The sequence below is a fragment of the Prevotella melaninogenica genome (assembly GCF_018127925.1).
In the GTDB taxonomy this organism is placed as follows: domain Bacteria; phylum Bacteroidota; class Bacteroidia; order Bacteroidales; family Bacteroidaceae; genus Prevotella; species Prevotella melaninogenica_C.
The window spans coordinates 1355425-1382118 of the sequence record NZ_CP072347.1 but is presented as its reverse complement, the minus strand read 5'-3'; the positions used below and the strand labels follow the sequence as shown (position 1 = coordinate 1382118).

The following is a 26694-nucleotide window of genomic DNA, read 5'->3' as shown; positions in this document are numbered from 1 at the left end:
AGGTTGTTGCTTATACTTTTTCTGATTTAAATGTAGTAAATGGTGAATACTAATATGAAATAAAAGCTTAGTAAATTAGACCTATTCGCCAAAGAGTTTTTATTGCTAAAATGGTTATAAGAAGGCAAAAGATGCCTGCAATTATATAGGATACTTTGCGTTGTTCCCAATAGTAGGTATTATTATTAACGAGTGTAATGGGTCTTGATTTCATTTTTATTGTGAGATTTTGATAGCTTAGGTTGTCTTCCTTGTCACCATTTTGTAGGTTGAAGATGAAGTAGTTTCCATCAGCCCCTTTTCCTATGACAGAGTCTCCAACCACTTGTATATGTGTAATCCCATCAATAAGGTTTTCTTTCAACAGATCGTTTCTGCGATTGATGTTAGCATATTCGGGCGTATCAACTGAGGTAAGTTCATAACCATTCTTTAGTGGCATAGACCAGCCATCACCTATACCAATGTCAGAACCAAGAATGATAGCAATGATAAGCATACACACAAAACTACTTGCAGCGTATATCCCAATAAATATTCCTGGTGTGAGGAATGATAGAACCATCTTCCTCTTCCTTTGCCTTTTGCAAAGAAAGTAAGAGAAAGGTAACGTTATCAGTCCTAATATGAGGGATAGGATTATAAGAGCGATTGCCCAGAAAATAAGAACAAAAAGCATTCCCATAGATTTCATTGATTATTTTAAAGGGAGGAGATATATCTTCCCTTGATATACTTAAAAATAAGGTGTATTGCTGTTGAGAGGATGTATATGAGGTTAAGCACAAGAAGATAAAACCACCATGTGAGACCTGCTCCATATTCTGAATGAAAGAAGAAGAGGTAATAGAGTGGGAGAGAGTAACCTAATAATACAATAGCTGATAAGATACCTGCTCTTTTCTGGCGATTGAATATCTGATAGATTGTGAGGAGTGCGCAGATAATAGAGCTGATGTATAGTAATATATCTTCATCCATATTATAGAGCTTATTACTAACTGTTGGGAGTTGTTAATTGTTATGGCTTTTGATGTTTTACCATGTTCAGTCTGCATAGCGTAAGTGCTTCCTCAGCTCGCCCATCCATCATATAGGCAGGGAAGGAGTAGAGGGCGCTGATAGTCTTGAGGTTATACTCCATAGTCTTGCGTTTTATCCATGAAGATTCGTTTGCGATAACCTTTTCAGGGTCTTTCATCTGAATGGTTATCAACCTGTTACCTTTAAAACGTATTAGGGAGAAGTCGGCAATCTCGTTCCATAATATTTCCTCAGCTCCGCAGATAGAGATACCTCTATCGGTAAATTCTATTTCTTTCTTATGGTTTATGAGGAGCTTTATCTTTTTATAAGCCATAAACAAACCGCCACCACCAAAGAAGATGATGGAGAGGATGCCAGCAACTCTTATCTCCCAAAGCGAGTTTGTTGTGGTGGAGTCTTCTACGGTAAGGAGCCATACGCCCAAGGCGGTAAACGCGATACAACCTAAGTACGCAAGGATTTTCTTTGTCTGATTCATTTGTTTTATTGTTTTATATTCTTCATACTCAATGCGATACGTTTGCGACGCATATCGACTTCGACGACACGGACGCGAACGTGCTGGTGGAGGCGTACGACTTGTGTGGGGTTGGTGACAAAGCGGTCGGAGAGTTGAGAGATGTGGACAAGACCGTCTTGATGGACACCGATGTCAACGAAGGCTCCGAAGTTGGTGATATTCGTCACGATGCCAGGGAGTTCCATTCCTACGATGAGGTCGGCGAGGGTGTGGACATTCTTGTCGAATTCGAATACTTCAACCTCTCCACGGGGGTCACGGCCAGGCTTCTCAAGTTCGGTGAGGATGTCGTGGAGGGTAGGAGCCCCACCCGACCTCCCCGAAAGGGGAGGAGACAAACTTGCAGATACTTCGCTGAGGTGTTGGGGAAGATTTAAAGCGCCCTTATCCTCTCGTGTGCGCATAGGCACTCCTCCCCTTTCGGGGAGGTTGGGTGGGGCTCCTCCCCTCCTTTCGGAGGGGTTGGGGGAGGCTTCTCTCCCCCTCTCTGAAGGAGAGGGGGTAAGGGGGGCGAGGCTGGTTGGGGTGAGGTACCTTTTGATATCAATTTCTGCCAAGAGTTTCTTATTGCCAATGAGATCCTTTATCGTACATTTCAAGTCCTTCGCCATCTGCTCAACGATGTAATAGCTCTCGGGATGAACGGCGGAGTTATCGAGTGGGTTCTTGGCATTGGGAATGCGGAGGAAGCCTGCGCACTGCTGGAAGGCTGTATCACCCAAACGTTTCACCTTCTTGAGCTGGGCACGTGAGGTGAAAGGACCGTGCTCACGTCGGTAATCAATGATATTGCGGGCAAGGGCAGGACCGAGTCCGCTGACGTAGGTGAGTAGGTGGAGGGAAGCCGTGTTGAGGTTGACTCCCACCTGATTGACACAACTCATCACTGTCTGGTCGAGTGAATGCTTAAGTTTTGATTGGTCGACATCGTGCTGATATTGCCCAACACCGATACTCTTCGGGTCAATCTTCACGAGTTCAGCGAGTGGGTCCATCAGTCGTCTACCGATAGATATGGCTCCACGTGTGGTTACATCCTCGTTGGGGAACTCTTCGCGAGCCACTGGAGAAGCAGAATAGATAGAGGCGCCGTCTTCACTTACCACATATTTTAAGATATTTCCAAAGTTATTTGCCGAATTTTGGAGAATATTACTAATGAATGTTTCAGACTCCCTGCTTGCCGTACCATTACCAATGGTGATAGCCTCAATCTTATATGTGCGTATCATCCTCTGGAGGGCTTCCGTGGCTTGTCTTACCTGATTGCGTGGTGGATGCGGATAGATAATCTCGTGATGAAGGAGGTTACCTTGTTCGTCAAGGCAAGCAATCTTGCATCCGTTGGCAAAACCGGGGTCGAGGGCGAGGACACGCTTCTGACCGAGTGGGGGAGAGAGGAGAAGCTGGCGGAGGTTTTCGGTAAAGACTTTGATTGCCTCTTCGTCGGCACGCTCCTTACTCAAGGTAGCAAATTCGTTTTCAATGCTCGGATTGATAAGACGTTTGAAGGAGTCTTCAACGGCTTGGCTGACGAGGGTCTGACAGACTCCGTGTCCACGTACAAATTGTCGGATGAGGCGTGCGATACATTCTTCACCGTCAATCATGATGCTTACACGTAGGATGCCCTGTGCCTCTCCACGACGCATAGCAAGCAGTCGGTGACTATTGCAACGGCGGAGAGGTTCGGAGAAGTCAAAGTAATCAGCGAACTTCTGCGCCTCCTCGGTATCTTTCATCTTCTTGATTACCTTCGACGTAATGACAGCCCCACGCTGATAAGCTGTGCGGACAGTATTGCGTGCTTGCTGGTTCTCGGAGACAATCTCGGCGATGATGTCCAAAGCCAAAGCCTCCCCCGACCCCTCCGAAGGGAGGGGAGACAAACTTGCAAATACTTTGCTGAGGTGTTGGGGAAGATTCAAAGTGCCCTTATTCTCTCGTGTGCGTATAGGCACTCCTCCCCCTTCGGGGAGGTCGGGTGGGGCTTCTCCCCTCCTTTCGGAGGGGTTGGGGGAGGCCCCTTTCATTATCGCCAACGCTAACGGCTCCAATCCCTGTTCACGAGCAATCTGCGTACGTGTACGGCGTTTGGGTTTATATGGTAGGTAGATGTCCTCTAACTCTGTGGAATCCATACAAGCTCGGATTCTTACTTCTAATTCCGTTGTAAGTTTCTCTTGCTCGCGGATAGTCTTGAGTATGGTCTCCTTACGTTTGCCGAGTTCCTTCAGACTGTCATAAAGTTCGCTGATATCAGTTATCTGAACCTCATCAAGCCCCCCTGTTCGCTCCTTACGATAGCGGGAAATGAAGGGAATTGTACAGCCCTCATTTAGTAAGGTGATAACTGCCGATACACTTTGGAGGGGAAGGGATAGCGAGTGGGAGATGAAGGAAGCGTTAGAAGCCCCCTCCGGCTCCCCCGGACCAACGGTCACTGACCGAAGGGAAGTAAAGGGTGGGAGAGCCCTATTTGCTGAGTGTTCGCTCTTATTCTTAGGCTCGTTGTCTTTGCTGTATGGTGTTTGTCTAATCATTTGTTAGATACTGATTTATGTCTTGTCTTTGTGGAATCGACATACTCCACTTTCATTTACTTTTCCTCACATTGCTTTTTCGGTTAGTTCCCTTTGGCTTTGGAAGGGGCTGCACATTTTGTCTTGATTACGATTGTCGGATGTTTCTCTTGCCGTGGATCGTTTATATAAGTAAGGATGTCGGCAGAGAGGATGTCGGTGGGTTTGATACCCCTTGGCAAAGCCTCTGTTATAAGCTGGGGTGAGAGTTTGTAATCAATGATAGTCAGCTTCTTTCGTGGTTTCTTTAGTTTCCCGTTTATTACCCATTGTAGTTCTGCAAGCGAGTTGGTTCGTATGATGATAATATCTGCGGGTGATTTACAGAATGTGATGTTCTTCCTTTGCTTTATTTGTTCTTCTGCTGAGAAAATCTGTATGGACTCGATGGCGTAGGGCGGAATAAGTCCCAGTCTTTTTGCCACAATCTGTTTAGCCGAATCCGACCGCATCTCGTCGATGGTGACGTCCAGGAGGGAGTCGGGAAGGGGTGTGCCGTCAATGACGCATAAGGTCTGGGCACGTGTGGTGAGAGTAAAGAAGAAGATAAAAAAGAGAAGAAGAGAGAGCGCCCCTCTCCCTTGCCTCTTCCCCGAATCAACGGTCACTGACCGAAGGAAAGTAATGGAGAGGGGAGTGATATGTCCTGTTGATTGTGGTTTGCTCTTCATTGCTGTTTTTATTTTTTTGCAAGTGTCGGTAATCACTCCCCTCTCCATTCGGAGAGGGGGCGGGGGTGAGGCATTACATCCCCCTCGCCTTGAGCAATCCCTTTGTATCGGGTGCTTTGAGACCAGTGAAGTCAGAGAAGATCTGCATCAAGTCGCGGGTATTACCACGTGAGAGAATCTTCTGGCGGAAGTCATCACCCACCTTACGTGTCAGTGCCCCGTGAGCCTCGAAGTAGTCAGCGATGTTAGCGGCCAGCACCTCACTCCACAGGTAGCTGTAATAACCAGCTGCGTATCCTCCGCCCCAGATGTGGTTGAAGTAAGAGGTAGAGTAGCGTGGAGGAATCTGATTGTTAAGCAAACCCATGTCAGCCAGCACCTTCTTCTCAAAAGCTGGAGCCTTCTCAGCTGTCGGAACCTCAGAAGGTGAGAGGCAATGCCAAGCCAAATCCACAGAGGTAGCAGCAAGGTTCTCGCCTAATGCGTAAGCCGAAAGGAAGTTGAGCGAACCCAACATCTTCTCACGCAGGGCATCTGGCATCGGTTCGTTGGTCTTGTAATGGCGTGCATAGTGGTTGAAAACCTCTGGTATGCTTGCAAACGACTCATTGAACTGTGACGGCATCTCCACGAAGTCACGTGAAACAGCAGTACCGCTCAGTGTGTTATACTTACAGTTAGAAAGCATACCGTGCAGAGCGTGTCCGAACTCGTGGAACATCGTCTGAGTCTCATCCCAAGTAAGGAGCGTTGGCTGACCTTCTGGAGCCTTGGCATAGTTACATACGTTGAAGATGAGCGGTTTCTGCTGACGGTCGCTACTCTGCTTAAGGAAGGCACTCATCCACGCACCACCACGCTTTGTTGGACGGCGGAAGTAATCACAGTAGAACAGCGCCAGCTGCTTGCCGTCAGCATCCATCACGTCAAACACCTTCATGTCTTTATGATAGGTAGGGATATCCTTACGCTCGCGGAAGCTAAGTCCATAGACACGATGAGCGGCATAGAAGATACCATTTACGAGTACGGAATCAAGATTGAAGTAAGGCTTCACGTCATCATCTGAGAAGCTATACTGGTCCTTCTTCATCTTAGCCGAATAATAGAAGCGATCGTAGGGCTGGAGAGCTGTAAACGAGTTGACAGGTTGACTTGTAGACGAGTTATTTGCGTTAAGTTGTTCACCTGTTAACTTGTCTACTTGTCCACTTGTTAACTTGTTAACTTGTTTATTCATATACTCTTCAATCGCCTTTGTCTGAGCCTCTGACTTAGGTTTGTAAGCCTCAATCATCTGATGCAAGAAGGCATAGACGTTATCCGTATTCTTTGCCATCGTCTTTGAGAGCGAGTAAGAAGCATAGTTCTTGTAACCCATCAGTTGAGCCTTCTCCGCACGCAAGCGAGCTATCTTCACGATGACAGGGAAGGTATTGTAAGCACCTGTACCGTCTGTGCGATGAATAGAAGCGTTGTAGACACGCTCACGCAAGCCACGGTTTTCAAGACTTGCAAGGATAGGCTGTTGAGTGGTATTCGTAATCACGATACAGTAAGGTGCCTTTCCACCACGGCTCTCAGCATCTTTCTTACACTGAGCGATATCCGTCTCGCTGAGTCCTGCTAATTCCTTCACGTCGCTGACCCATACGGTAGCCTCATTGGCAGCCTTAGGAAGCATATCGCCAAACTCCTGCTGAAGCTTTGCCAACTCCTTGTTAATTTCCTGCATACGTGCCATCTTCTCTTTTGGAAGTAAGGCACCAGCGTGGGTGAAGTCTTTGTAAACCACCTCTAACAGCTTCTTATCCTCGCCCTTGAGCGTCTTGTACTCATGGTCATAGACATATTTGATACGCTGGAAGAACTTCTGGTTGAATTTTATTTCATTCTCAAACTCCGTCATCAGTGGTACGATACTTCCCTGTGCCTTCTCAATCTCAGGAGTCTTGTCAGCCGATACCAGCGCATAGAAGATGTTTGAGATACGTTCCAAGTCCTTTCCGCTCCGCTCGTAAGCTAAGATGGTATTGGCGAAGGTAGGTTTCTGTTTATTGTCTGTAATCTTCTTTATCTCAGCTCTCTGCTCAGCGATAGCCGCTTTGATAGCAGGGAGATAGTCTTCACCCTTGATACGGCTGAAATCAGGGGCGTTGAAAGGTAATGTACTCTGTTTCATAAGCGAATTGCTGACCGTCTGTGTGGTCTTAGGTCTTGCTTTCTGTGCCTGACCTGTAAGTGCTGTGCAGGCGAGTCCTGCGGCAAGCACAACATTTTTAAGATTCTGTTTCATGTTCATAATATTGGTGGGTGATAGGTGTTGGGTGTTGATGGTGTGTAGATTATAGTAATCATCAACACCTATCATCTAACACCTCTCACCCCTCACCTATTTTACCGCAAACTTACATAAAAAAACGAGATTATGAAATTAATGGGGTGGGAAATGATGGGTGTTGAATGTTGGGTGTTGAATGTTGGGTGATGGTGATGTGTGGATTTACAATGAACTTTATAGAAACCATTAACACCCACCACTCAACACCCAGCACCCCTCGAAATATATTGACAAAAATGCAAAGGAAACGTGGGGAAATGGGTGAAAAAACGATTTGATTAAGGACCTGCGTAAGTTCTTTGTTATCAAATAGTTGTAGATGCGGTTTTTAAAAGGTGCTTTGTAAGGGTTCAAAAGGGCGTTACTAAGGCGCTTAAAGGGCATCTTTTGCAATCCAAAAGGGCGTTGTTTGCAAGCCGTTTGGTGGTCTTTACAAAATCAGTATGTGAAAAAATAAGACAAAAAAAGTACTTTCAGAAGTTTGAAATTAATAAGTTTTACCTTTTGCATTTAGGATCTTAAAAATGTCGGTTGACAATTACCTACGCTGAATAATTACGTAAATGATAACAGGGGCACCGATGAGTGGGGTGACAGCATTAAGTGGGATTATACCTGATTCGCCAGGAAGATAACAAATAAAGTTGCAAAGTAAAGCGATTACAGCACCGCTCAACACTGTTCCTGGAAGAAGTATCTGATGATTCTCAGTACGGAATAAGAGGCGGGCTATATGTGGAATAGCTAACCCGATAAATGAAATAGGACCACAGAAAGCGGTTGTGATGGCTGTTAGCTGACCTACAACTACTAATAGTATATTGCGAATCTGGCGTGTGCTAATCCCTAAACTCTCTGCATATTGTGGTCCTAAGAGTAGGATGTTCAGTGGCTTCACCAATAGAAATGATGCAATAATACCTATTAAACAAAGAATAGAAAACAGAGGGATATGATTCATTGATACACCTCCAAAATTACCCATTCCCCATACCATATAGCTTTTCACACCTTCTTCTGATGCAAAGAAATTCAAAAGAGAAACAGCAGAAGAGGAAACATATCCCACCATGATACCCACTATCAGTAATAAAACACTGTTGCGCACTAAAGTGGAAAGGAACAAGATGAGTGCTGTTACGGCGATTGCTCCAATGAAAGCTGCGGTAAGAATGGCAAGAAAGCCTGAAACAGTAAAGATAGAAGTAGAGACAGTCCCACCCAATAGTAGCATCACCAAGGCAACACCTAACCCTGCACCAGAACTGATACCAAATACATCTGGACCTGCTAAAGGATTGCGAAAGGCTGTTTGAAGCATTAAACCACAAACTGACAACGATGCTCCACAGAGTATGGCAGTGAGTGTTTGAGGGAGTCGGTTCTCTAAAATAATATATTCCCAGCTTTCTTTTCCCGCAAAACGATCACACAGAATATCCAACACATCAGCAAAGGGTATCTGAACAGAACCTGTTGTAAGGTTCAATCCAAACAGAAGTAGGATACTTGTTGCTAAGCATATAAAAAGAAGAATATTCCGTTTCATTATCTTATCGTTTCGGTTCTATCAATCTTCTAACTTCTGATAGTAACGTAGTGGGGCAATCTTCAAGTCGGGATGGAAAAGTTGAATCAAGTCTGAGAGCAACCAATCGGGACGCCAGCTGACCTCCTCAAAGTAGGGTTTACTATCTACCTTACAGCCATATATTTCCTTTGTTTGATAAGGTTTTAGCTTTGCGTAACCTTGATATTCAGACAATAAGACTCGGCGATTGAAGTTACCATTATAACTTAATATCCAAAAATCACTTTGTGCGAACTTATCCAAGATTGTTTCAAAAGGCATTGCAAGACTTCCACTATGCTTATCATTTGAATAAGCATAACGTCCATGTGCATCTTTATATAGTAAACCCACACTGCTCTCGCCACCCGGTAGATACCACACGGCACCCACTTTTCTGTCAGGTAAGACACTGCGAGTAATCTTACTTTGACTTGCCTTTTGGCTTAAAGACTTATAGTTTTGTTTAACAATAGCAAATAAGGAGTCGGCTTCTTGCTCCCGCCCAAAGAGAATACCATAAAACTTCATCCATTCAGCACGCCCTAAAGCAGAACGTTCCATGTAGTCGGCACATTCAATGATGGGTACTCCTATCTGTTCTAAACGACCATAACCACCATTGTTTTCAAAGGGAGAAAGTAGTATTGCATCTGCATTTAGATCTATAATTTGCTCTACATCAGGCTTCATCGCATCACCACAGTCAACAATACCACCCTTTATTCTTGCGCGTTTCTGAATATCAGGGATAATCATATACTTCAAATCAGCAACACCAGCAATCGCTTTCTGTGCCTGAAGCATCTCAACAAGGTTTGCATGGGCTGTCGTGAAGATAACACTCTTGCGAAGGGGAATGACAACTTTTGTTCCGTCGTCAGGAATGTTTACATCCTTTCCGCGTTCAATAAGGTAGTAAGTATGTAGAACGGTTCCCGCTTTCCAAGGATTCAACAAACGTACAACCACATAATCTTTCGTACGTTCGATTGTAATATTTCGAGCATACTGTAGTTCTATTTTCTCTCCTTTCTCTCTTTTCTCGCTTTTATCAGCCACTTGCTTTTGATGATTACCACACGATAAAAACAATAAAATGGAGAGGGTAAATACTAATAACTGCCGCATAAACAAAGATTTATCATGCAAAAATACAAAAAAAGAAAGATTCTTTTGCTTGATAAGAATATTTTTTATACTTTAGCCCACAAATCTATTAATTAAACAATCTAAATCTATTAAACTAAACAACTAACACCATGGCAGAAGAAAAGACTAACGAACTTGGTAATCACATTGAGATGAAAAAAGTCTGGGAACTTTTGGCTATCTTCGTGGTTACAGCTATCATTTGGAATCTTCCCACAAGTAGCTTTGGCATTGATGGGTTGACCGTAGTACAGCAACGCATTATTGCAATCTTCGTGTTTGCCACCTTGTCGTGGCTAACAGAGTGTATCCCTGCATGGGCAACGTCGCTGAGTATCATGTCTATCATGTGCGTCACTGTATCCAAGAATGCTTTTGGGGTATTCAAAGGTGACGGGATTGGTGAGTTACTTGACTCAAAGGAAATCATGGCATCCTTTGCTGATCCTATCATTATGCTCTTCCTTGCGGGCTTTATCTTAGCGATAGCGGCATCGAAGTCGGGACTTGACACGCTCTTGGCACGTAATCTTATTAAGCCTTTTGGTAATAAGAGTGAGAATGTTCTTTTGGGATTCCTACTTATTACAGGACTCTTCTCTATGTTCATCTCAAATACTGCAACAGCGGCATTGATGCTTACTTTCCTTACTCCAGTCTTTGCAGCGCTACCTGCTAATGGTAAGGGACGTATTGCCTTGACAATGTCTATTCCTATTGCAGCCAATCTCGGTGGTATGGGAACACCGATTGGAACACCTCCTAACCTTATTGCCCTTAAATATCTCAACGACCCAGCTGGTCTTAATATGAATATTGACTTCATGCACTGGATGGCTTTCATGGCACCGCTTGTGATAGTTCTGCTTTTGTTGTCATGGAGAATTATTCTTTATTTCTTCCCATTCACACAGAAGACTATTCATCTGAAGATTGATGGTGAGGTACACCGTGGATGGCGCATGTGGGTTGTTATCGTAACCTTTATTGTAACAATCCTTCTATGGGTAATTCCAAAGGATGTCACAGGTATTGACACTAACACCGTTTCAATGATTCCAATGGCAATCTTCGCTATCACTGGTGTTATCACTGCTAAGGATATGCAGGAGATTAACTGGAGTGTCATCTGGATGGTTGCAGGAGGTTTTGCTATTGGCTTGGGAATGAACGGTTCAGGCTTGGCAGATGCTGCTATTGAGAGTATTCCATTCGGCAATTGGAGTCCTATCGTTATCCTTGCTATCTCTGGTTTGATTTGTTATTTCCTTTCTAACTTCATTTCAAATACAGCAACTGCTGCGTTGTTGGTTCCAATCCTCGCTGTAGTATGTCGTGGTATGGATCATAATCTCGATGGTATTGGCGGTACAAGTACTGTCCTCATCGGTATTGCCATTGCTGCCTCTACTGCAATGTGTCTCCCTATCTCTACACCACCGAATGCGATTGCTTACTCAACAGGACTTGTGAAGCAGAATGATATGCTTAAGGTGGGTCTGACCAGCGGTGTTGTTTCCCTTATCTTGGGTTACATCTTACTTTATTTCATTGGTCAGATACACTTCCTTGGATAAGATCTTTGCTCCCTATAATCATATTTATATCAGAATATTATGAGCAAGTTGTTTAATTACTTAGCACTACTCTTGGTTGTATTACCTTTCGCGAGTTGTCAAGAAAAGAAGGCGGAGGCTAATGTTCCAAAGTGGATTCTTTCTATGGTAAGTGATAGTAAGAACACAAGTGTTGTGGCTGACTTCTCAAATATATTGTCTGACAAGAGCGTTCCTTACATTGGTTATATTGGAACGGACTATCAGAAGTTCTCAATAGACATTCAAAAAGTGCAACGAACGGATGATAATCAATACAATGTCAGCGGTATTACCGTTGTCAAGAACAATCGTTGTAACTTTCGTGGAACCATTGATATCGTTGAGAATAGGGAATTTACACATCCTACGTATGGTGTAGACGACTCTATGAAAGGGCAGTTCAGGCGTCGTGGGTGTAGTATTGCGAAATATAATTTAGAAGAAGAAACCAGCCAAACAGGAAGCGGTGTCTTCACTGGTTATCTGCTGTTCTATTGGTATGAAACCAATGATGGTAAGTTCGTTTATGACGACATTGATAGCCATTCGGACTCCTATTCTAATAACCAATATGCAGGAACATGGAAAAGTAACAAGACTAAAAAGTCTAAACCATGTGCATGGGGGCAATACCGAGTGCCGAACAGCGGAGATCTTGACATAGGGGCAGGGGAGTTCTCTGTCAATCCTAAGTACGCTAAGAACGGCTGGGAAAAGTAGTAAGGGGTAAGTAAGCAAGTCGGAATATTATTCGCTTGGGCTCTACTACAACCAATAAAGCTTGTATAGACGACGTCACACAAAGATAAGACGTCTATCTGTAGATATCCTATCAAAAGGGGGTACACGCTCTGTGTACCCCTTTTTCATTTCTCAGATACACGTTATTTACAGGCTAATTCTTTGTTTTCAGAAAATAAATACGTATGTTTGCAGCAGTTTTCTATAACATTTAGTAAATCCAAGAACATGATAATAGCAGATTTAAGCGCATGCCATCGCTACTTTGGACTACATCCAAGAATGAAGGAAATGCTGGAGTATATCCTCCAACATGATTTCAGCCAACAAGAAGCAGGACGCATATCCCTCGATGCTGACGACCTCTTCATCAATTTAGACGAGGTAGAACTGAAGCGTAAAGAAGCGCAACGATTAGAGTTCCACAAGAACTATATTGATATTCAAGTACCCTTATTACAGGATGAGACAATGGGCTGGACAGCTTTGTCTGACTTAGGTGATCCTGATATTGTCTATAATCTTGAGCGAGATTGCGGCTTTTATACACAAGTTGCAAAGGAATACTTCTGTGTTAAGCCAGGGCAATTCACCATCTTTTTCCCAGAGGATGCCCATGCACCTATCATTGGAGAAGGGAAACAAAGAAAGTTAGTGGGGAAGATTAGGGTGTAGGGGAGCCTCCCCCAACCCCTCCGAACCAAAGGTCACTGACCGAAGGGAAGTAATAGGAGGGGAGTTCAGCTGGATACACGCTGCGCACATGTGGTGCTAAGGCTCATCACACATGGTGTTAAGGCTTAACACGAGTAGTGTTGAGGCTTAATCACATTATTATATAATGTTTATAGAAGAGGATATTGACGTTTGGAAGGGTTTATATTGCCAATAAAAACAATTGACCTACAACTAAAGTGCGAAGATTCATGCGCTTTAATTGTAGGTCAATTACTTTTAAATAAATGGGTTACGAGCTAATGTCTTACATCTATAACCTGCCTATTTGATTTTTCAAAAACAAGGAATGAAATCTTAATAGTCTATACCAAGCCTTGTCCTATTTGCCTCCCCTCCTTTCGGAGGGGTCGGGGGAGGCTTTTTTTCATTAGAAATGCACCCTAAAGTCTACACCCATTTGGAATGGATTACCCATCTGAGCAAAGGTGTAGCGTGTACCAGTAGCAGCACTCTGAACAGCAAAACTGTTGTATTTTGTATCTGTCAGATTACGCACCCAGAGGTTGACATGCAGCGGACCGAAGTCAGCATCGGCATGAGCACCTAAGACAGCATAGAAGTTCTGACCGATAGAGTTCTGTTCATCCCAGTAGGTCTTACCCTGCGCAGAGAGGTTGAGTCCTACCGTGACACTACGCAAATGGAAACGATTTGATGGGTCAAGCAAGGCTGCAGGGTCAACGTCTATACGATAATCAGCATTGGCACCCAGTGTATGCTGTGGCACGAAAGGAACACGCTTATCCTTATAATCAACTGTTCCTACTCCTGCGATAGAGTCCTTATACTCATCAAACTGAGCACTTGTAAAGCCATAGTTAAGACCATAAGTCAGTTTGTTGTCCAAGGCTACACCACGGAGTGTTGCCTCCAAACCACAAGAATGACTGCGGCCTGCATTTGTCATCACACGTCCGAAACCATAGTTGCCAGCCATTACAGAGAGTTGCTGATTGCGAATCTGCATATAATAAGCAGCGAGGTCAAGATGAAGTTGGTTGTTTAAGAGATTGAGATGCGCTCCCACCTCATAGTTCCAGCTTGTCTCTGGCTTATATTCGATTGTCTTTGCAATGCGCTCATAGTAAGCCTCATCATGTGCAATATCCACATCAGCACGTGCCTTATTGGCTGCTTGTGAGGTCTCAGTCTGAAGTACATCAGAGAACATCTCAAAGTTATAACCGCCTGCACGATAGCCCTTTGACCATGTCGCATAGACATTGCTACCATCCTGAAGACGATAAGTCAAACCAAGTTTTGGAAGGAACTGTTTGAAATTATCATGCTCACTATGCTTCAATGCTGAAGTAATAACAGGATTAATGGTTATGCCCATCACACTTTCCTGCAATGCTACACGTGCAGATGTCTCATAGTCAATGCTTACGCGCGAATAATCATAGCGTAAACCCAAGGTTGCCATCAAGCGATCAGTAAGCTCAATATTACTCTCATGGTAAACACCTAAGTTGAGGGTTGGCGTACGGAAGATACCCGGAACAGGGTCCATTGTCATATTTATATTGACACCACCTGCCGCAGCAATTGCTGCAGCCGTGCTTGCACGTGCCGTTTTGTTGGCAAGTTCCTCTGACATTCCACCTGCAATCAATCTCTGTGCCATACCCCTTGCCATTGCATTGAGCATACCATTATAAGCATAGTCGGTAATCTTCTTAGACAGGTAGCTGTTCATGTCTTGATCGAAATAAACAGGAGCCGTCGTCTTCAACCACTGATAAGAACCAAAAGCACCGAAGGTCCAATGCCACTTGCTATTATTACGGCTCTTGATAGAAAGTTCCTCTGTCAACGTATTCCCTAATTGACGCTGTGTAAGGTGCATGAAGTCCTGCGGACGATAGTCTATATCCATGAGCATATAGTCACGGAGGAACTGCCAAGAAGTCATCGAATTGATATCAAATCCGTTTCCTGCATATTTAATACCCAGTCCTGTATTGATGATATTACGGCGGTAATTGCCTTGACGATTTTGGTTAGGCGATTGCGTGCCAGCCTTCAATCCATAAAGCGGTGAGGTGATTGTGGCAGAAGATAGTTCGTCTTCTGTCACCACCTGACCATATGGAAAGCCATTCTGACGAGTATATTGATAGTCAGTAATGAAGTCAAAGTTAAGTCTGTCTGTTGGACGCCAAAGGAAACGGCCCTTACCACCAAACTCATTGATAAGGTCGGCATGTGAGCCATCATATTGATTACGGAAGAATCCATTTTGTCCTCCATAGAAGCCAGCTACCGAGAATGCCATCTTATCATTCAGTTTCTCATAATGACTTGCCTCAATCTGACGATGCAGTTTTGTACCAATCGAGAGTTTTACATCCGTTCCTTGATATTGGAAGGGGTTACGACTATAGAATCGAATCAGTCCACCTTCGGTATTCATACCATAAAGTGTACCCTGCGGACCATGAAGAACGTCGATGCGGTCGATATCATATGTGTGGAAATTAAACGCACTCTTGCTTAAGATTGGCATACCATCTACATAAATACCCACGGCTGGTGAGTAGACACGTGAGCCGATACCGCGCATATATATAGAAGATGTGTAACGGCTTCCGTACTCAGGCATAGAGAATGATGGGACAAACACAGAGAGATTACGAACATCCTGCACATTGAGACTACGAATCAAATCACCATTGAAAGAAGTGCTGCTCAATGGTTGCTGGCGCAGACGGAAAGCCTCCTTTGGTTGGTCTATGACGACAACTTCGTCAATATCATAGACACGGGAAGTATCTCCGCTTTCGATAATGTTGTTAGCTTGCATTCCTATAGGCAAAGATGCCGCCATTAAAAGGGCAATACTAAGTTTAGACTTAATCATATAATCTTATTTCTAATGTTTTTATAAATCGTTAATGATGACAAAGGTAAGCATAAAAAACATAATAAACAATCCTAATTTATTAGGAATATTACAAATATTCTGTTGGGATACAGCCATATAAGTGGGACTGGATAAGAAGTAAGAAAGGGCTTATTCTATCAGCTACTTCATATGAATATGTCAGGATTTTATCATTATGTAAAAATCAATACATGATGAATTGGACTCGAATAGATGCCCTTTAGGCTTCTTAAAGACGCTCTATTGAAGCCTTACTAACGCCCTTTTGAAGTCTAATTAGGCACCTTTTATTTTGCTGTTTTGTAACTGTCTGATTGCTTGCTACTTATAATGGAAATAAAAATAGCCGTTTTTACCCTAAGAATAAGGTAAAAACGGCTATCAAAATGTAAATAAAATTCTAAACTAATGGAGGTCTATTTCTGATGTAATGTCTGTTCAAAGTTCTATCTAATGCGTACTTTTTATTACTCATTCACAGCTCCACAGTGTGGACATCTTCCTTTTCTATGTAGGCGTATACCACAGTTTCCGCAATAATAAGTCTCACTGCTCTTGCGTAGATAGATGCGGAAGGCATAATAGATATAGGCAATGAGAAGTGGATAACCTATATAATATAAAGTGAGTACAGAAAAAATGATGTAATTGACGGCACATACTGCACCTAAACCGCTAAGATAGAGTAGGGCCTCTCCCGACTTCAATAGTCTTCGTACATCGTCAATCGTAGCGATACCGATGATGAGCATAGCCCAGACAAGAACTAAGAAGATATTGAGTAATATGGGTTGTGAGAAGGGATTAAGGGAAGGGTGGAAGTAGAACTCACGCCATGTCTCGGGTGCAAAGAGCTGAATGCTTGCATAGAAGGCTGCAGAAAGCGCCACGATGACGGCTAACAGCGTGGGATAAAACGAACTAATGTCATTAAAATGTACGATGTGTGCGTTCTTCTTCAATATCTTACGTGCTAAATAACCTACAGCCATGATTGAGATAACAATCAAGAATATGAGTAAGTGAATGTTTGAGAACGTAGCGATAAACTGCGAAATCGGGTCTGCTGGGTCTACTTGTTTTAACAGACGAGACTCATGAATCCAGCCAAAGGCATAGTCTTCCGTTGCAATCTGCACCCAAACAGAATCCTGCTTATCAATGGGAAGTATACGAATATCAGCCACAACAACCTCTTTTCCATTCTTCACAGCAAAGGAATCTGTTTCCATCTTGTTTACAGCCTCTTCTGGTTGTTGACGAAGAAGCATCAATGAATCTGCCGTTACAATAAAGTTAAACCCTTGCGAATAATGGTGTTTTACACGAAAAGCCAGGGAGTCTACCTTGCTTCGTGTGCCACTCCATTCTATATCATCACTGTCATTATCTTTCAAAATGGAGTCGCCTTCTGCTTCTATTCGCCGAGAAATCTGTGCCTCTTGAATGCTATCAGGCAAGCGGAAAGACGAAGGAGTCTTCTTATGATAACAGCCTGTAAATAAGAAGCTAAGTAGTAAGAGGAGGATTCCTCCAACGATACCGCAGCGTAGCCCAGCACAGCTGTTAGTCTTCTTTGTTATTGAAGTCTGCGCAGGTTCTTTTCCCTCGGGATTCCATTTATTCGTAATCATGATGATAAACTATGGGTTATGATTTTCATTTACGTAACGTTGCACACATTCATCTGACAGTTCTTACAGTCGAACTCTAAGCGGAAACGACGCTTATCAGGGAGTTCGAGGAAGAGCGGTTCACGCCAAGTAGGTTTCTGTCCACCACGTTTAACACAATAGCCGAGCGAATAACGAATGCAATGACGGCACTGCATTAACAAGTGAGAAACCACTTCTTTATCTCCCTTGATAGAGAATGCCTTGTTTGATGAGTCAGAACCATTGGTGGCACCTGTAGGATATTGAATCTCAAAAGCAGGTTCTGCTTTGGGTAATCCCTGCTGTTCATAGAACTTGCGGGCAGCATCATTGGAGATGTTATACAGATAAGGTAACTGCTGATATTGGGATGGATTCACCATCGATATATGTGGTTTATGGTCAGACACCTTATCCACCGATTTCCGATGAATCGTCACACGCTGCATATTCAGTATCTGTTTGTCAAGTTCCTCTACCACCATACGACGAAGTTCGGCAAGAATACTGCTTGGGATGAAGTATTTATCAGCCCCGTCAACTATCTCTACCTCAGAACATTCATATACCGTATTGCCCAATTTAGTGAGCTGACGTATGATGTTATCACGTTGAGGCTTTTGGGCAAGTTGAAGACCACACCCAGCCCCTCCAAGGGGAGGGGAGAGCCTAACGGGATGTTCGTTGGATATTCGTTCGTTAGATGCTTGATTTGGATTAGCCCTGCCTATCACCTCTGCTTTTGCCCATATTGTCCCATGACTATCTGTTAGGCACTCCCCTCCTTTGGAGGGGTTGGGGGAGGTCCCAAACCAAATCTTAATCGCAATCTTACGTTCAGCAGTTTTCCCACTTAACTCCTTATCAAATGCTTGATCCTGATTACGATACAGTTCCATACCCGGCTTTAATCCTCTTGGCATCTTAAAAGGATAGAGCCTATTCTCAACAGCACGGTTCACACGGAATCCTTCCAAACGTGTTGACTGACTGTCAGTGTCACGTGATAGGAAACACAGACCGTCACCATTGGCAAAGTTTGCAGTACTTGATACGTTAAAACTATCTCGTCTTATCTCCTTTACACGACCAACAAACTCACCCAATGCCTTAGGGGTATCGGGTGAGAAGATATCTGCCTGTCTTCCCTTGAGGAAGTAATTAGTATAACCACGGTTGAAAGTCTTCTTCAAATCAGGTGTAAACGAATAGCGCACACGTCCCAAAGAAGCACGACGGAACTCGCCTGGATGCTTGCTGATAATCTCATCAATGCGCTTACTATAAGCCGAAACGACATTCTTCACATAGTTGATATCCTTCAGTCTTCCCTCTATCTTAAAGGCACAAGCCCCTGAACGCATCAGTGTTTCAAGGTTATCTATCTGACTCATATCCTTCAGTGAGAGAAGATGGCGCTGATGTTCGATGGTTTTTCCATCTGAATCTTTCAAATCAAACGCCAATCGACAGAACTGTGCACACGCACCACGATTGGCTGATCGACCGAAACTATACTGGGAAACATAACATACACCACTATAACTTACGCATAATGCACCGTGTACGAAGGCTTCCAACTCAAGCTCTGGCAAACGCTTATGGATGTCATTTATCTCTTCAGCAGACAGTTCGCGAGCAAGTACGACACGGTCAAAACCCTGCTGACTCAGCCATTGAGCCTTCTCCCATGTGCGTGTATCACATTGTGTACTGGCGTGGAGAGCTACCGTATCAGGCACTATCTCCCTTACCTTACTCATCAAACCCATATCCTGCAGGAGGAAGGCATCTACACCAACGTCCACCAATTCACGTACCAAATCAAGTGTCTCTTCAAACTCATCGTTATAGATAATCGTATTGATGGTCACGTGAACCGTGGCACCATAGCGGTGAGCATACTCACATAGCTTGCCGATATCCTCCACACTATTGCCTGCAGACTGACGTGCTCCGAATCGGGAAGCACCGATATATACGGCATCTGCTCCGTGTTCTATAGCAGCCATTCCACATTCAAGGTTCTTGGCTGGGGCAAGGAGTTCGATTGTGATGGGTGTTGGGTGTTGAGTGTTGGGTGTTGATGATTGCATATTGTTGGGTGATGGGTGTTAATTGTTGGGTGATGATGAAGTGTTTATAGGGTGGTGAGTGTTGGGTGTTAATTGTTGGGTGATGATGAAGTGTTTATAGGATGGTGAGTGGTGAGTGTTAATTGTTGGGTGATGATGATTACATTTTGTTTGAGTGATAGATGCTAAGCAAAACAACTATTCATCACCACCTATCATCCAACACCAAACAGCCAAGACATCACCACCTATCATTCACCACCTACCACCCAATTTACCCAATTCATAAACAGTAAATTAGCGTGTGAACGCCAAGTGACAAGTGGACCTTTCGTTGGATTATCCTCACGGTAATAATACTTCGGGACTTCAACATCGTCACGCTTACCAAGGTCACGGTGATATTCTGTGTCGAGTGTGTTGGGGGCATACTCCAAATGACCTGTAATAAAGAACTCACGTCTACTACGTGACCTTACGATAGAGACTCCACTCTCCTCCGATTCAGCAATGATTTCGAGGTCGTCAACCTGCTCAATGTCCTCACGCCTTACCTCAGTATGACGGCTCTGAGGCATACGGAAGACATCATCAAAGCCACGGAAGAGAGGCTGTTCGGGTTTTAAAGGAATCGTAGGGAAGATACCAAACATCTTCTTAGGCAAAGGATATTTTGGAATATCATAGAAATGATAGAGCCCAGCCTGTGCCGCCCAACAGATGTAAAGCGTTGAACGCACATTATCACGTGTCCAATTGAATATCTCCTGTAGTTCTGTCCAATAGTCTACCTCCTCGAAAGGAATTCCCTCGACAGGAGCACCAGTGACTATCAATCCGTCTATCTTCTCCTCACTGAGTTCTTCAAGCATATGATAGAAACGGTCAATATGTTCCGCAGGCGTATGGCTGGAAGTATGACTCTTGAGCTTCATAAAGCTGATATCCAACAATAGCGGACTATTGGAAAGAATACGTATGAAATCAGTCTCAGTCGTAGCTTTGAACGGCATAAGATTGAGTATGACAATGCGGAGTGGATGCTTATCCTGCATGTACGCATATGAACTATCCACTACAAAAATGTTCTCACGCTTTAATATTTCTATGGCTGGAAGTCCGTCGGGTAATCTTAGAGGCATAATTCCTGTTCTTCTATTAAGAGCTTTCCTACTCCTATATCACTTACAAAAAATCAGATACAAAGATAATGATTAATTACTGATTGAACAAATACATCAAGATAAATCTTGAAACAGAAAGAACAAGAAGCAGAATGACTCTAAGAACATATCTGAGTCTCCAAAATAATGATATATTCCTCAAAGAAAGATTAACAAAAAAGTAGAGACAGACATCCTTGTCTGTCCCTACTTCCATATACTCTATTAGTTACTTCCTCCCTTCGAAAACTAACCATGCTTCAACCTCTCCTAGCAACCTGCGCATATTACTCCCCTTGGAGAATCATTTGTGTTTAGGGTCCCCTCCCTACTGGGTCGGGGTCGGGGGTGGGGCGTTATCCCGCCACTGGTCCTCCTCCTTCTTTCTCTTTCTTTTCCTTTTCCTTTTCCTTCTTCTTCTTATCCTCCTCCTCTTCTTCTTCTTTCTTCCTCAACGATTCATAGGAATTTGCAGTCAGTTCACGTTTCAATTCTGTTCCTGGCGTAAAGACCACACGCGGCTTAATCGTCTCAGTCTTAAAAGCCTTTTCCGATTCCGCCCCTTTGCTCGACAACGTGACACGCATTGAACCGAACTCGCCCAACTGAATACTAAAACCATCACGGAGATAATGGGGCAAACAATCAATGAAGTTATACAACACGTTCGATATATCACCACGTGTCAGCGATGAGCGACCCGAAATGTCACGCGCAATATCATCCAACGTTTTACGGCCCACGTTTACTGGATTAGCATAAAACTTCACTTCCTCCCGCTTCTGCGGATTTTTCTTTGGTACTAAACGAATTTTCATAATTTTTCGTGTTTAAAGTTATAAAATTAGGTTACCGTTTATCATAGTATAGGGCAGCACGCCTCTGCAGCTTCTCTCGGTGCATCTTCATGCTGCCCCATTCTATTTTCTTAATTTATTTTCCTCCTCTCACCGTTTCATTTTTTGCTCTTTCTGTATCCCCCTCCTGTCAGATGCGTATTGCCTTGCTGCCGAATACGTATCTACGTGCTGGTAGATGCGGTGAGCGTTGCTGCTAGATACGTATCTAGCGACTGCGCAATGCGTATCTACGAGTTGCTAGATACGTATCCGCCAGCGTGTAGATACGGTGAGCGCAGCGACGGAATGCGTATTCAGCAGAAATTCTGCCCGTTAGACTCCCTCCCCCTTACTTCCCTTCGGTTAGTGACCGTTGGTTCGGGGAGGTTTGGGGTGGGGCTTTTAGGACTACTCAAACCCGCCGACTCTGAGCCCCCAGAAGCGGGGGTAGCGGTCCAAGCCGATGTTGCTACTGTCGAAGAACAGGAGGTACGCATTGTCGCTGTACCACGGCTCAGCACTAGACGACCAATATTTGGCGTAGCTGCCAACGTCATTCAGTTGACCAGAGTTGTAGTAACCCAAGGCGGGCAGGTAGAAATAATTACCTGCGTCGGCAGCGGAAGGAAGGATATTAGATACGGGCCAGCTATTACCGTGTATATATGTGCGCCAATCGTTGCCGTCAACAGCGGTGTTAGCCTTGAATCCGCTTATCTGTGACTTCTTCTTTAACCATATGCCGCCTTTATATAAATGACCCATTGTTGTCCATAATTCGTCTTTGTCCCAACGGGGATCGCCCTTAGCAGCGTACCACGTCATCTCGTTTACGTTGGGGAGGTCTTTACATGAGGTGTGAGTAGCGGGGTTATCTACGCCATAAGTAAATGCTTCGTTGTACCAACGATTGTTTGGGTCAGTGTTGCTCTGGGCGTAATCACCTGATGTTGTTGCCCCTGTAAGACCTTGGTTGAGGGTTGGCTGGCTGCCACCCTGATTCCATTCGTGACCTTTCCAGTATTGTTCCTGAGCATCCCACATATAGTAATGGTCGCCGTCGTAATCCTTTACGTCAAGTTGTGCGGTCATATCGTAGTAGGTGTTGGAAGCGTATGCTGTGGCAGGAAGAATCTTCGTAATAGTACCCTCTACGTTGGTAGCTACGTCCTTTACCCAGTAACGCACCCTTAAGGTATGAGTGCCTGGCTTAATCACCATGTATGCACCGTTAGTTGTTACGTTAGCTGCGCTGTTAGTCAGTGGGAAGCCGTTTGGATTGCTACTACTGCCCTTTGTTGTCAAAACGATTTGTTTGCGACCTGCTGAGCCTGTAAGGGCACCCGTGCTTGTGTTGACTGTATAAGTCTCGGCAATATCATTGTCAGAGCTTACCTCCACCTTTGTTAAGTAACAGCTTTGCAGAATTGTGTTACTTGTGTAAGGCTGGAAGACAAGGTAAGCTGGCTGATGCTCTAACTGAAAGCTAAAGATGCTACCGCCTACTGCTCCTGTTGCCGTAGCTGTACCATAGTCGCCTGCGGTGCCGAAGTGCTCGGTGTTGTCAGGAGCTGTTTGGCGCTGGTTAGTTGAGATAGTCACAGAACTACCGCTGCTGTTCTTGCCCAAGTAATAAACTTTATAACTTGCACTTGCGCCAAACTTGCCAGGTACTCTATAACGGAACGAAGCTACCTTCTGAGTTGGAGCGTTGCTACTCTTCTGCAATACGCCATCATCATCCTTTACGTAGATATAGTCGCCTGCCTCCCAAGAGAAGTCGCTACTGTTATAATCCAATGACGTGCGAGTCTTTGCCTCGTCGCCTGCTACGAAAGTTGTTAGGTTCTTGTCGTTATCGCCCTCTTTGTTGGTTGGGTTCTGTGCCACCTCTTCCTTAGCACAAGATGCGAAAGTCAAGGCGATGCCGAACACGACAGCCAAAGACTTTAGTTGCGATGCAAATGAATATTGTTTCATTGTTTTCTTCATCATTTATTCGTTTTACTTTGTTCTTTTAGTTAATAACTCTCTATTAGTCTTCCCATGGTGTAGGGGCTTCGTCTTCGAAGTCTTTCTCATCCCATTGACTTGCCTTAGCAGCAGCAGGACCAGTAGCCTTATTTGCCTTCCTGTGCTGGCTAGGGAACGACGTGTCCATCAAATAAGTGGTTTCGCTTACTTGAATTATCATGCAACTTGGTGCAGAATAATTCTTCTTTTCTTGTTTCTTTCTCATTGCTTTTTTGATTTGATTAAAAATAGTTGTTATCTACTCTCTATGTGTGGCTTTATTGCTCACCTTTTATTATATACATCCTGATAACCTTTTCGTCTATCCCTCCTAACCATCTACCCGTTTCCCCTCTACAGGCAGACAGCGCGTTATCGCTGCCTGCCAGAGAAATCAACGAGAGAAAACAAAATATTACTAGAGAATTACAAGTATCTTTTGTGGTAAAATCAATACTTAAAACGTCCTTATTTTTCCTTTTAGACAGCTCGCAAATGGACACAAAAAGCGAACAAAGGAAACTCCGAAAAGTCCTTTGTTTACAGCGTTTGCACGGCACGCCTCGCGCGCGTATGCGAGAAGAAAAAAGTGGGGAGATTAGGCCTGGCCTATATGAGAGAGAGAGAGAGAGAGAGAGAGAGAGAGAGAGAGTACAAAATTATTTGGAACTACCAAAAAATTTGCAATATTTTTTTCGTCTTTTTTGCTCTCAGTACTTAATGATTCAGCTACAGACACACCACAATCAACACCTTTATTATATAAGGCGCTGTTCGTTGTGGTTTTAATATTTATTGTCTGAATCATTGTCACTATTCTCTTTTTCGGCTGCAAAAGTAACAAAAGATATTAATACAGCAAAGAAAACTACAGAGAAAAAGACAGAACGAACTAAAATTATTAAAAGAGAAAGAAGTATTTAAGAAGACAGAATAACAAATAACATGTTTAAAGATACAACGAAGAATATGACATTTAGAAAACATGTCTTTATGTCACTCTGTCTTCAAATAATGTATTGTATTAGTTTACCACAGCTTCAAACGCTCATTCTCAGGAATGAAGAGCTTATCACCCTCCTTCACGCCGAATGCCTTATACCACGCATTGATATGAGGCAGAGCGCCATTCACACGCCACTCGCCAAGAGAGTGAGGATCACTCTTCACACGACTGCGGATTTCAGCCTCAGTGATATTGTTTGCCCATACGCCTGCATAAGCGATGAAGAAACGCTGTTCTGGAGTAAAGCCCATAATGACCTTGCCCTTCTTTGCCTCTGGTGTCTTCTCAAAAGCATTGAAAGCCACCTCAAGACCACCGTGGTCAGCAAGGTTCTCACCCAATGTGAGTTTACCATTTGCATTGAGGTCAGGCAATACCTTGATAGCACTAAAGAAGTCAGCATACTTACCCGTACGTGCCTCGAAATTCTTACCATCCTCTTCTGTCCACCAGTCTGTCATATTACCATCCTTGTCATAATGGCGTCCCTGGTCATCGAATCCATGTGTCATCTCATGACCAATTACCACACCGATGGCACCATAGTTAAAGGCATCATCAGCCTTAGGGTCGAAGAATGGATACTGAAGGATACCAGCAGGGAAGCAAATTTCATTCGTCGTAGGGTTATAATAAGCATTCACCGTCTGAGGAGTCATCAGCCACTTATCCTTGTCTACTGGCTTACCAGCTTTCTCCTTGATAGCATCCTCTGCCCAGAACTTCTGGCAGGTCTGCACATTTTCATAATATGACTTTGAAGGGTCAATCGTAAGCTGGCTCAAGTCCTTCCATTTGTTAGGGTAACCCACCTTTACATAGAAGGTAGAGAGTTTCTCAAGTGCAGCCTTCTTAGTAGCCTCACTCATCCAGTCCTGAGCCTTGATACGTTCAGCAAGACTCACCTCAAGGTTCTTGATGAGGTCTTCCATACGCTTCTTGCTTGTGGCTGGGAAGTAACGCTCACAGTAGATTCTGCCGAGCGCCTCACCCATCTGCTTCTCCACCTGCTGTGTAGCACGCTTCCAACGAGGATAGTCTTCCTTTGTACCACGCATCGTCTTACTGAAGAAGTTGAAGTATTCCGCACGCACATCATCACTCAGATAGTTAGCTGAAGCAAGGATTGCGTTCCATTCCATACGTGCACGGAGTTCGTCAGCAGTCTCTGTAGATGTCAGTTTGTCAACACCTGCAAGGAAGGCTGGCTGACATACAACCATCGTCTGGATATACTCGCTCTTAATACCTTCAGCGTTTGCCAACTGCTCAAGTGGGATATTAGGATACTTCTCCTTAAACTCGCTGAGTGTCATCTTGTTATAGTTAGCCTCCACGTCACGTAACTCCGTACGGCTCTTTGAGATCAAAGCCAACATTGTCTCATAACGCATCACAGCATCACGCTTAGCCGCAGCCTGTGTATCAGAGAAGCCATAGAGGCGGAACATATTAGCAATGAACTGGCGGAAGGCATTACGGATGTCTGTCGTAGCCTTATCATTATCAAGATAGTACTCCTTTTGTCCGAGGCTCAGTCCGTCCTGATAGATAAGGAGGATATTCATCTTCGCATTCTTCTCGTCAGCCTCAAAAGAGTAGCCCATTGGCACACCATAGCCGAAGCTTGCATACTTCAGCTGAAGGGCACGAAGGTCAGACAGAGTCTTTGCATTCTCCATCTCACTGAGCAGAGGCTTAACAGGACTTACGCCTTCCTTGTTACGGCGCACTGAGTCCATAGCGAGCTTATAGAAGTCGCCTAACTTTCTTTCTGTTGACCCTTCCTTACCCTGCTTCTTTAGCAGATCAGTGAGGATTGTGTTGATACGCTTGTTGTTGTTCTCCTGTAGCTGATCGAACGAGCCGAAGCGTGAGAAGGCACCAGGAAGTGGATTGAGTTTCTGCCATCCACCTGTGGCAAACGTGAAGAAATCGTCAGCCGGACGCACCGACTTGTCGAGATTCTCTGCCTTGATACCTGCTTGTCCCTGTGCCATAGCGGTAAAGGGAGCAGATGCAAGGAGCATCATTGGTAAAAGTTTTTTGATACGCATAGTAAAAAATATTTGGTTTAATTCATAATTCAAAATTCA

The 26694-nt window shown here is 44.0% G+C and carries 20 protein-coding genes; 3 read left to right on the top strand and 17 right to left on the bottom strand.

The window, feature by feature from the left end; genetic code table 11:
• Window positions 1-67: 67 nt before the first annotated feature.
• From J4861_RS05230 to J4861_RS05195, 8 genes are all read right to left on the bottom strand, one after another.
• Window positions 68-565 carry a hypothetical protein gene (locus J4861_RS05230; RefSeq protein WP_249110746.1) on the bottom strand — a complete coding sequence of 166 codons (498 nt, stop codon included), beginning with the start codon at window positions 563-565 and terminating at the stop codon, window positions 68-70.
• Window positions 566-702: 137 nt separating this feature from the next.
• The gene (locus tag J4861_RS05225; RefSeq protein WP_211816098.1) at window positions 703-981 is read right to left on the bottom strand and encodes a conjugal transfer protein; all 279 of its coding nucleotides are present in this window, start codon (window positions 979-981) and stop codon (window positions 703-705) included.
• 40 nt (window positions 982-1021) lie between these two features.
• On the bottom strand, window positions 1022-1525 hold the full coding sequence (locus J4861_RS05220; protein WP_211816097.1) for an STM3941 family protein: 504 nt from the start codon (window positions 1523-1525) through the stop codon (window positions 1022-1024).
• A 5-nt stretch (window positions 1526-1530) separates the two neighbouring features.
• Window positions 1531-4110, bottom strand: a complete 2580-nt coding sequence (locus tag J4861_RS05215) for a Tex family protein (protein WP_211816096.1) — start codon at window positions 4108-4110, stop codon at window positions 1531-1533.
• 83 nt (window positions 4111-4193) lie between these two features.
• On the bottom strand, window positions 4194-4820 hold the full coding sequence (locus tag J4861_RS05210) for a 50S ribosomal protein L19 (RefSeq protein WP_249110745.1): 627 nt from the start codon (window positions 4818-4820) through the stop codon (window positions 4194-4196).
• A 73-nt stretch (window positions 4821-4893) separates the two neighbouring features.
• On the bottom strand, window positions 4894-7116 hold the full coding sequence (locus J4861_RS05205) for a M3 family metallopeptidase (RefSeq protein ID WP_211816094.1): 2223 nt from the start codon (window positions 7114-7116) through the stop codon (window positions 4894-4896).
• Between the two features lie 583 nt (window positions 7117-7699).
• Window positions 7700-8710 (bottom strand): iron ABC transporter permease, encoded by a 1011-nt coding sequence (locus tag J4861_RS05200; RefSeq protein WP_211816091.1) that lies wholly within the window; start codon window positions 8708-8710, stop codon window positions 7700-7702.
• 21 nt (window positions 8711-8731) lie between these two features.
• Window positions 8732-9862: an ABC transporter substrate-binding protein gene (locus J4861_RS05195; protein WP_211816090.1), complete on the bottom strand. Its 1131-nt coding sequence runs from the start codon at window positions 9860-9862 to the stop codon at window positions 8732-8734.
• 131 nt (window positions 9863-9993) lie between these two features.
• Here J4861_RS05195 and J4861_RS05190 point away from each other — a divergent pair, with 131 nt between their 5' ends.
• The 3 genes from J4861_RS05190 (at window position 9994) to J4861_RS05180 (ending at window position 12897) form a co-directional block, all read left to right on the top strand.
• Window positions 9994-11460, top strand: a complete 1467-nt coding sequence (locus J4861_RS05190) for an SLC13 family permease (protein ID WP_211816089.1) — start codon at window positions 9994-9996, stop codon at window positions 11458-11460.
• A gap of 39 nt (window positions 11461-11499) precedes the next feature.
• The gene (locus tag J4861_RS05185; protein ID WP_211816088.1) at window positions 11500-12201 is read left to right on the top strand and encodes a hypothetical protein; all 702 of its coding nucleotides are present in this window, start codon (window positions 11500-11502) and stop codon (window positions 12199-12201) included.
• A gap of 249 nt (window positions 12202-12450) precedes the next feature.
• Window positions 12451-12897 carry a NanQ anomerase/TabA/YiaL family protein gene (locus J4861_RS05180; protein WP_211816087.1) on the top strand — a complete coding sequence of 149 codons (447 nt, stop codon included), beginning with the start codon at window positions 12451-12453 and terminating at the stop codon, window positions 12895-12897.
• Window positions 12898-13327: 430 nt separating this feature from the next.
• Here the strand turns inward: J4861_RS05180 and J4861_RS05175 are convergent, their stop codons facing one another.
• From J4861_RS05175 to J4861_RS05135, 9 genes are all read right to left on the bottom strand, one after another.
• Entirely contained in the window at window positions 13328-15823 is a 2496-nt protein-coding gene (locus J4861_RS05175) for a TonB-dependent receptor (protein ID WP_211816086.1), read from the bottom strand.
• 491 nt (window positions 15824-16314) lie between these two features.
• Window positions 16315-17481, bottom strand: coding sequence for a zinc ribbon domain-containing protein (locus J4861_RS05170; protein ID WP_249110744.1), 1167 nt, complete (start codon window positions 17479-17481; stop codon window positions 16315-16317).
• A 29-nt stretch (window positions 17482-17510) separates the two neighbouring features.
• On the bottom strand, window positions 17511-19598 hold the full coding sequence (locus tag J4861_RS05165) for a peptidase U32 family protein (protein ID WP_211816085.1): 2088 nt from the start codon (window positions 19596-19598) through the stop codon (window positions 17511-17513).
• A 230-nt stretch (window positions 19599-19828) separates the two neighbouring features.
• Complete coding sequence (locus tag J4861_RS05160) at window positions 19829-20719, bottom strand: homoserine O-succinyltransferase (protein WP_211816084.1); 891 nt, start codon at window positions 20717-20719, stop codon at window positions 19829-19831.
• 377 nt (window positions 20720-21096) lie between these two features.
• Window positions 21097-21558, bottom strand: a complete 462-nt coding sequence (locus J4861_RS05155; RefSeq protein WP_211816083.1) for an HU family DNA-binding protein — start codon at window positions 21556-21558, stop codon at window positions 21097-21099.
• 429 nt (window positions 21559-21987) lie between these two features.
• Window positions 21988-23571, bottom strand: a complete 1584-nt coding sequence (locus J4861_RS05150; RefSeq protein WP_211816651.1) for a hypothetical protein — start codon at window positions 23569-23571, stop codon at window positions 21988-21990.
• 43 nt (window positions 23572-23614) lie between these two features.
• Entirely contained in the window at window positions 23615-23818 is a 204-nt protein-coding gene (locus J4861_RS05145; protein WP_211816082.1) for a hypothetical protein, read from the bottom strand.
• 372 nt (window positions 23819-24190) lie between these two features.
• A complete protein-coding gene (locus J4861_RS05140) occupies window positions 24191-24400 on the bottom strand; it encodes a hypothetical protein (protein WP_211816081.1) in 210 nt (69 codons plus the stop codon).
• Between the two features lie 221 nt (window positions 24401-24621).
• The gene (locus tag J4861_RS05135) at window positions 24622-26655 is read right to left on the bottom strand and encodes a M13 family metallopeptidase (RefSeq protein WP_211816080.1); all 2034 of its coding nucleotides are present in this window, start codon (window positions 26653-26655) and stop codon (window positions 24622-24624) included.
• Window positions 26656-26694: the final 39 nt, after the last annotated feature.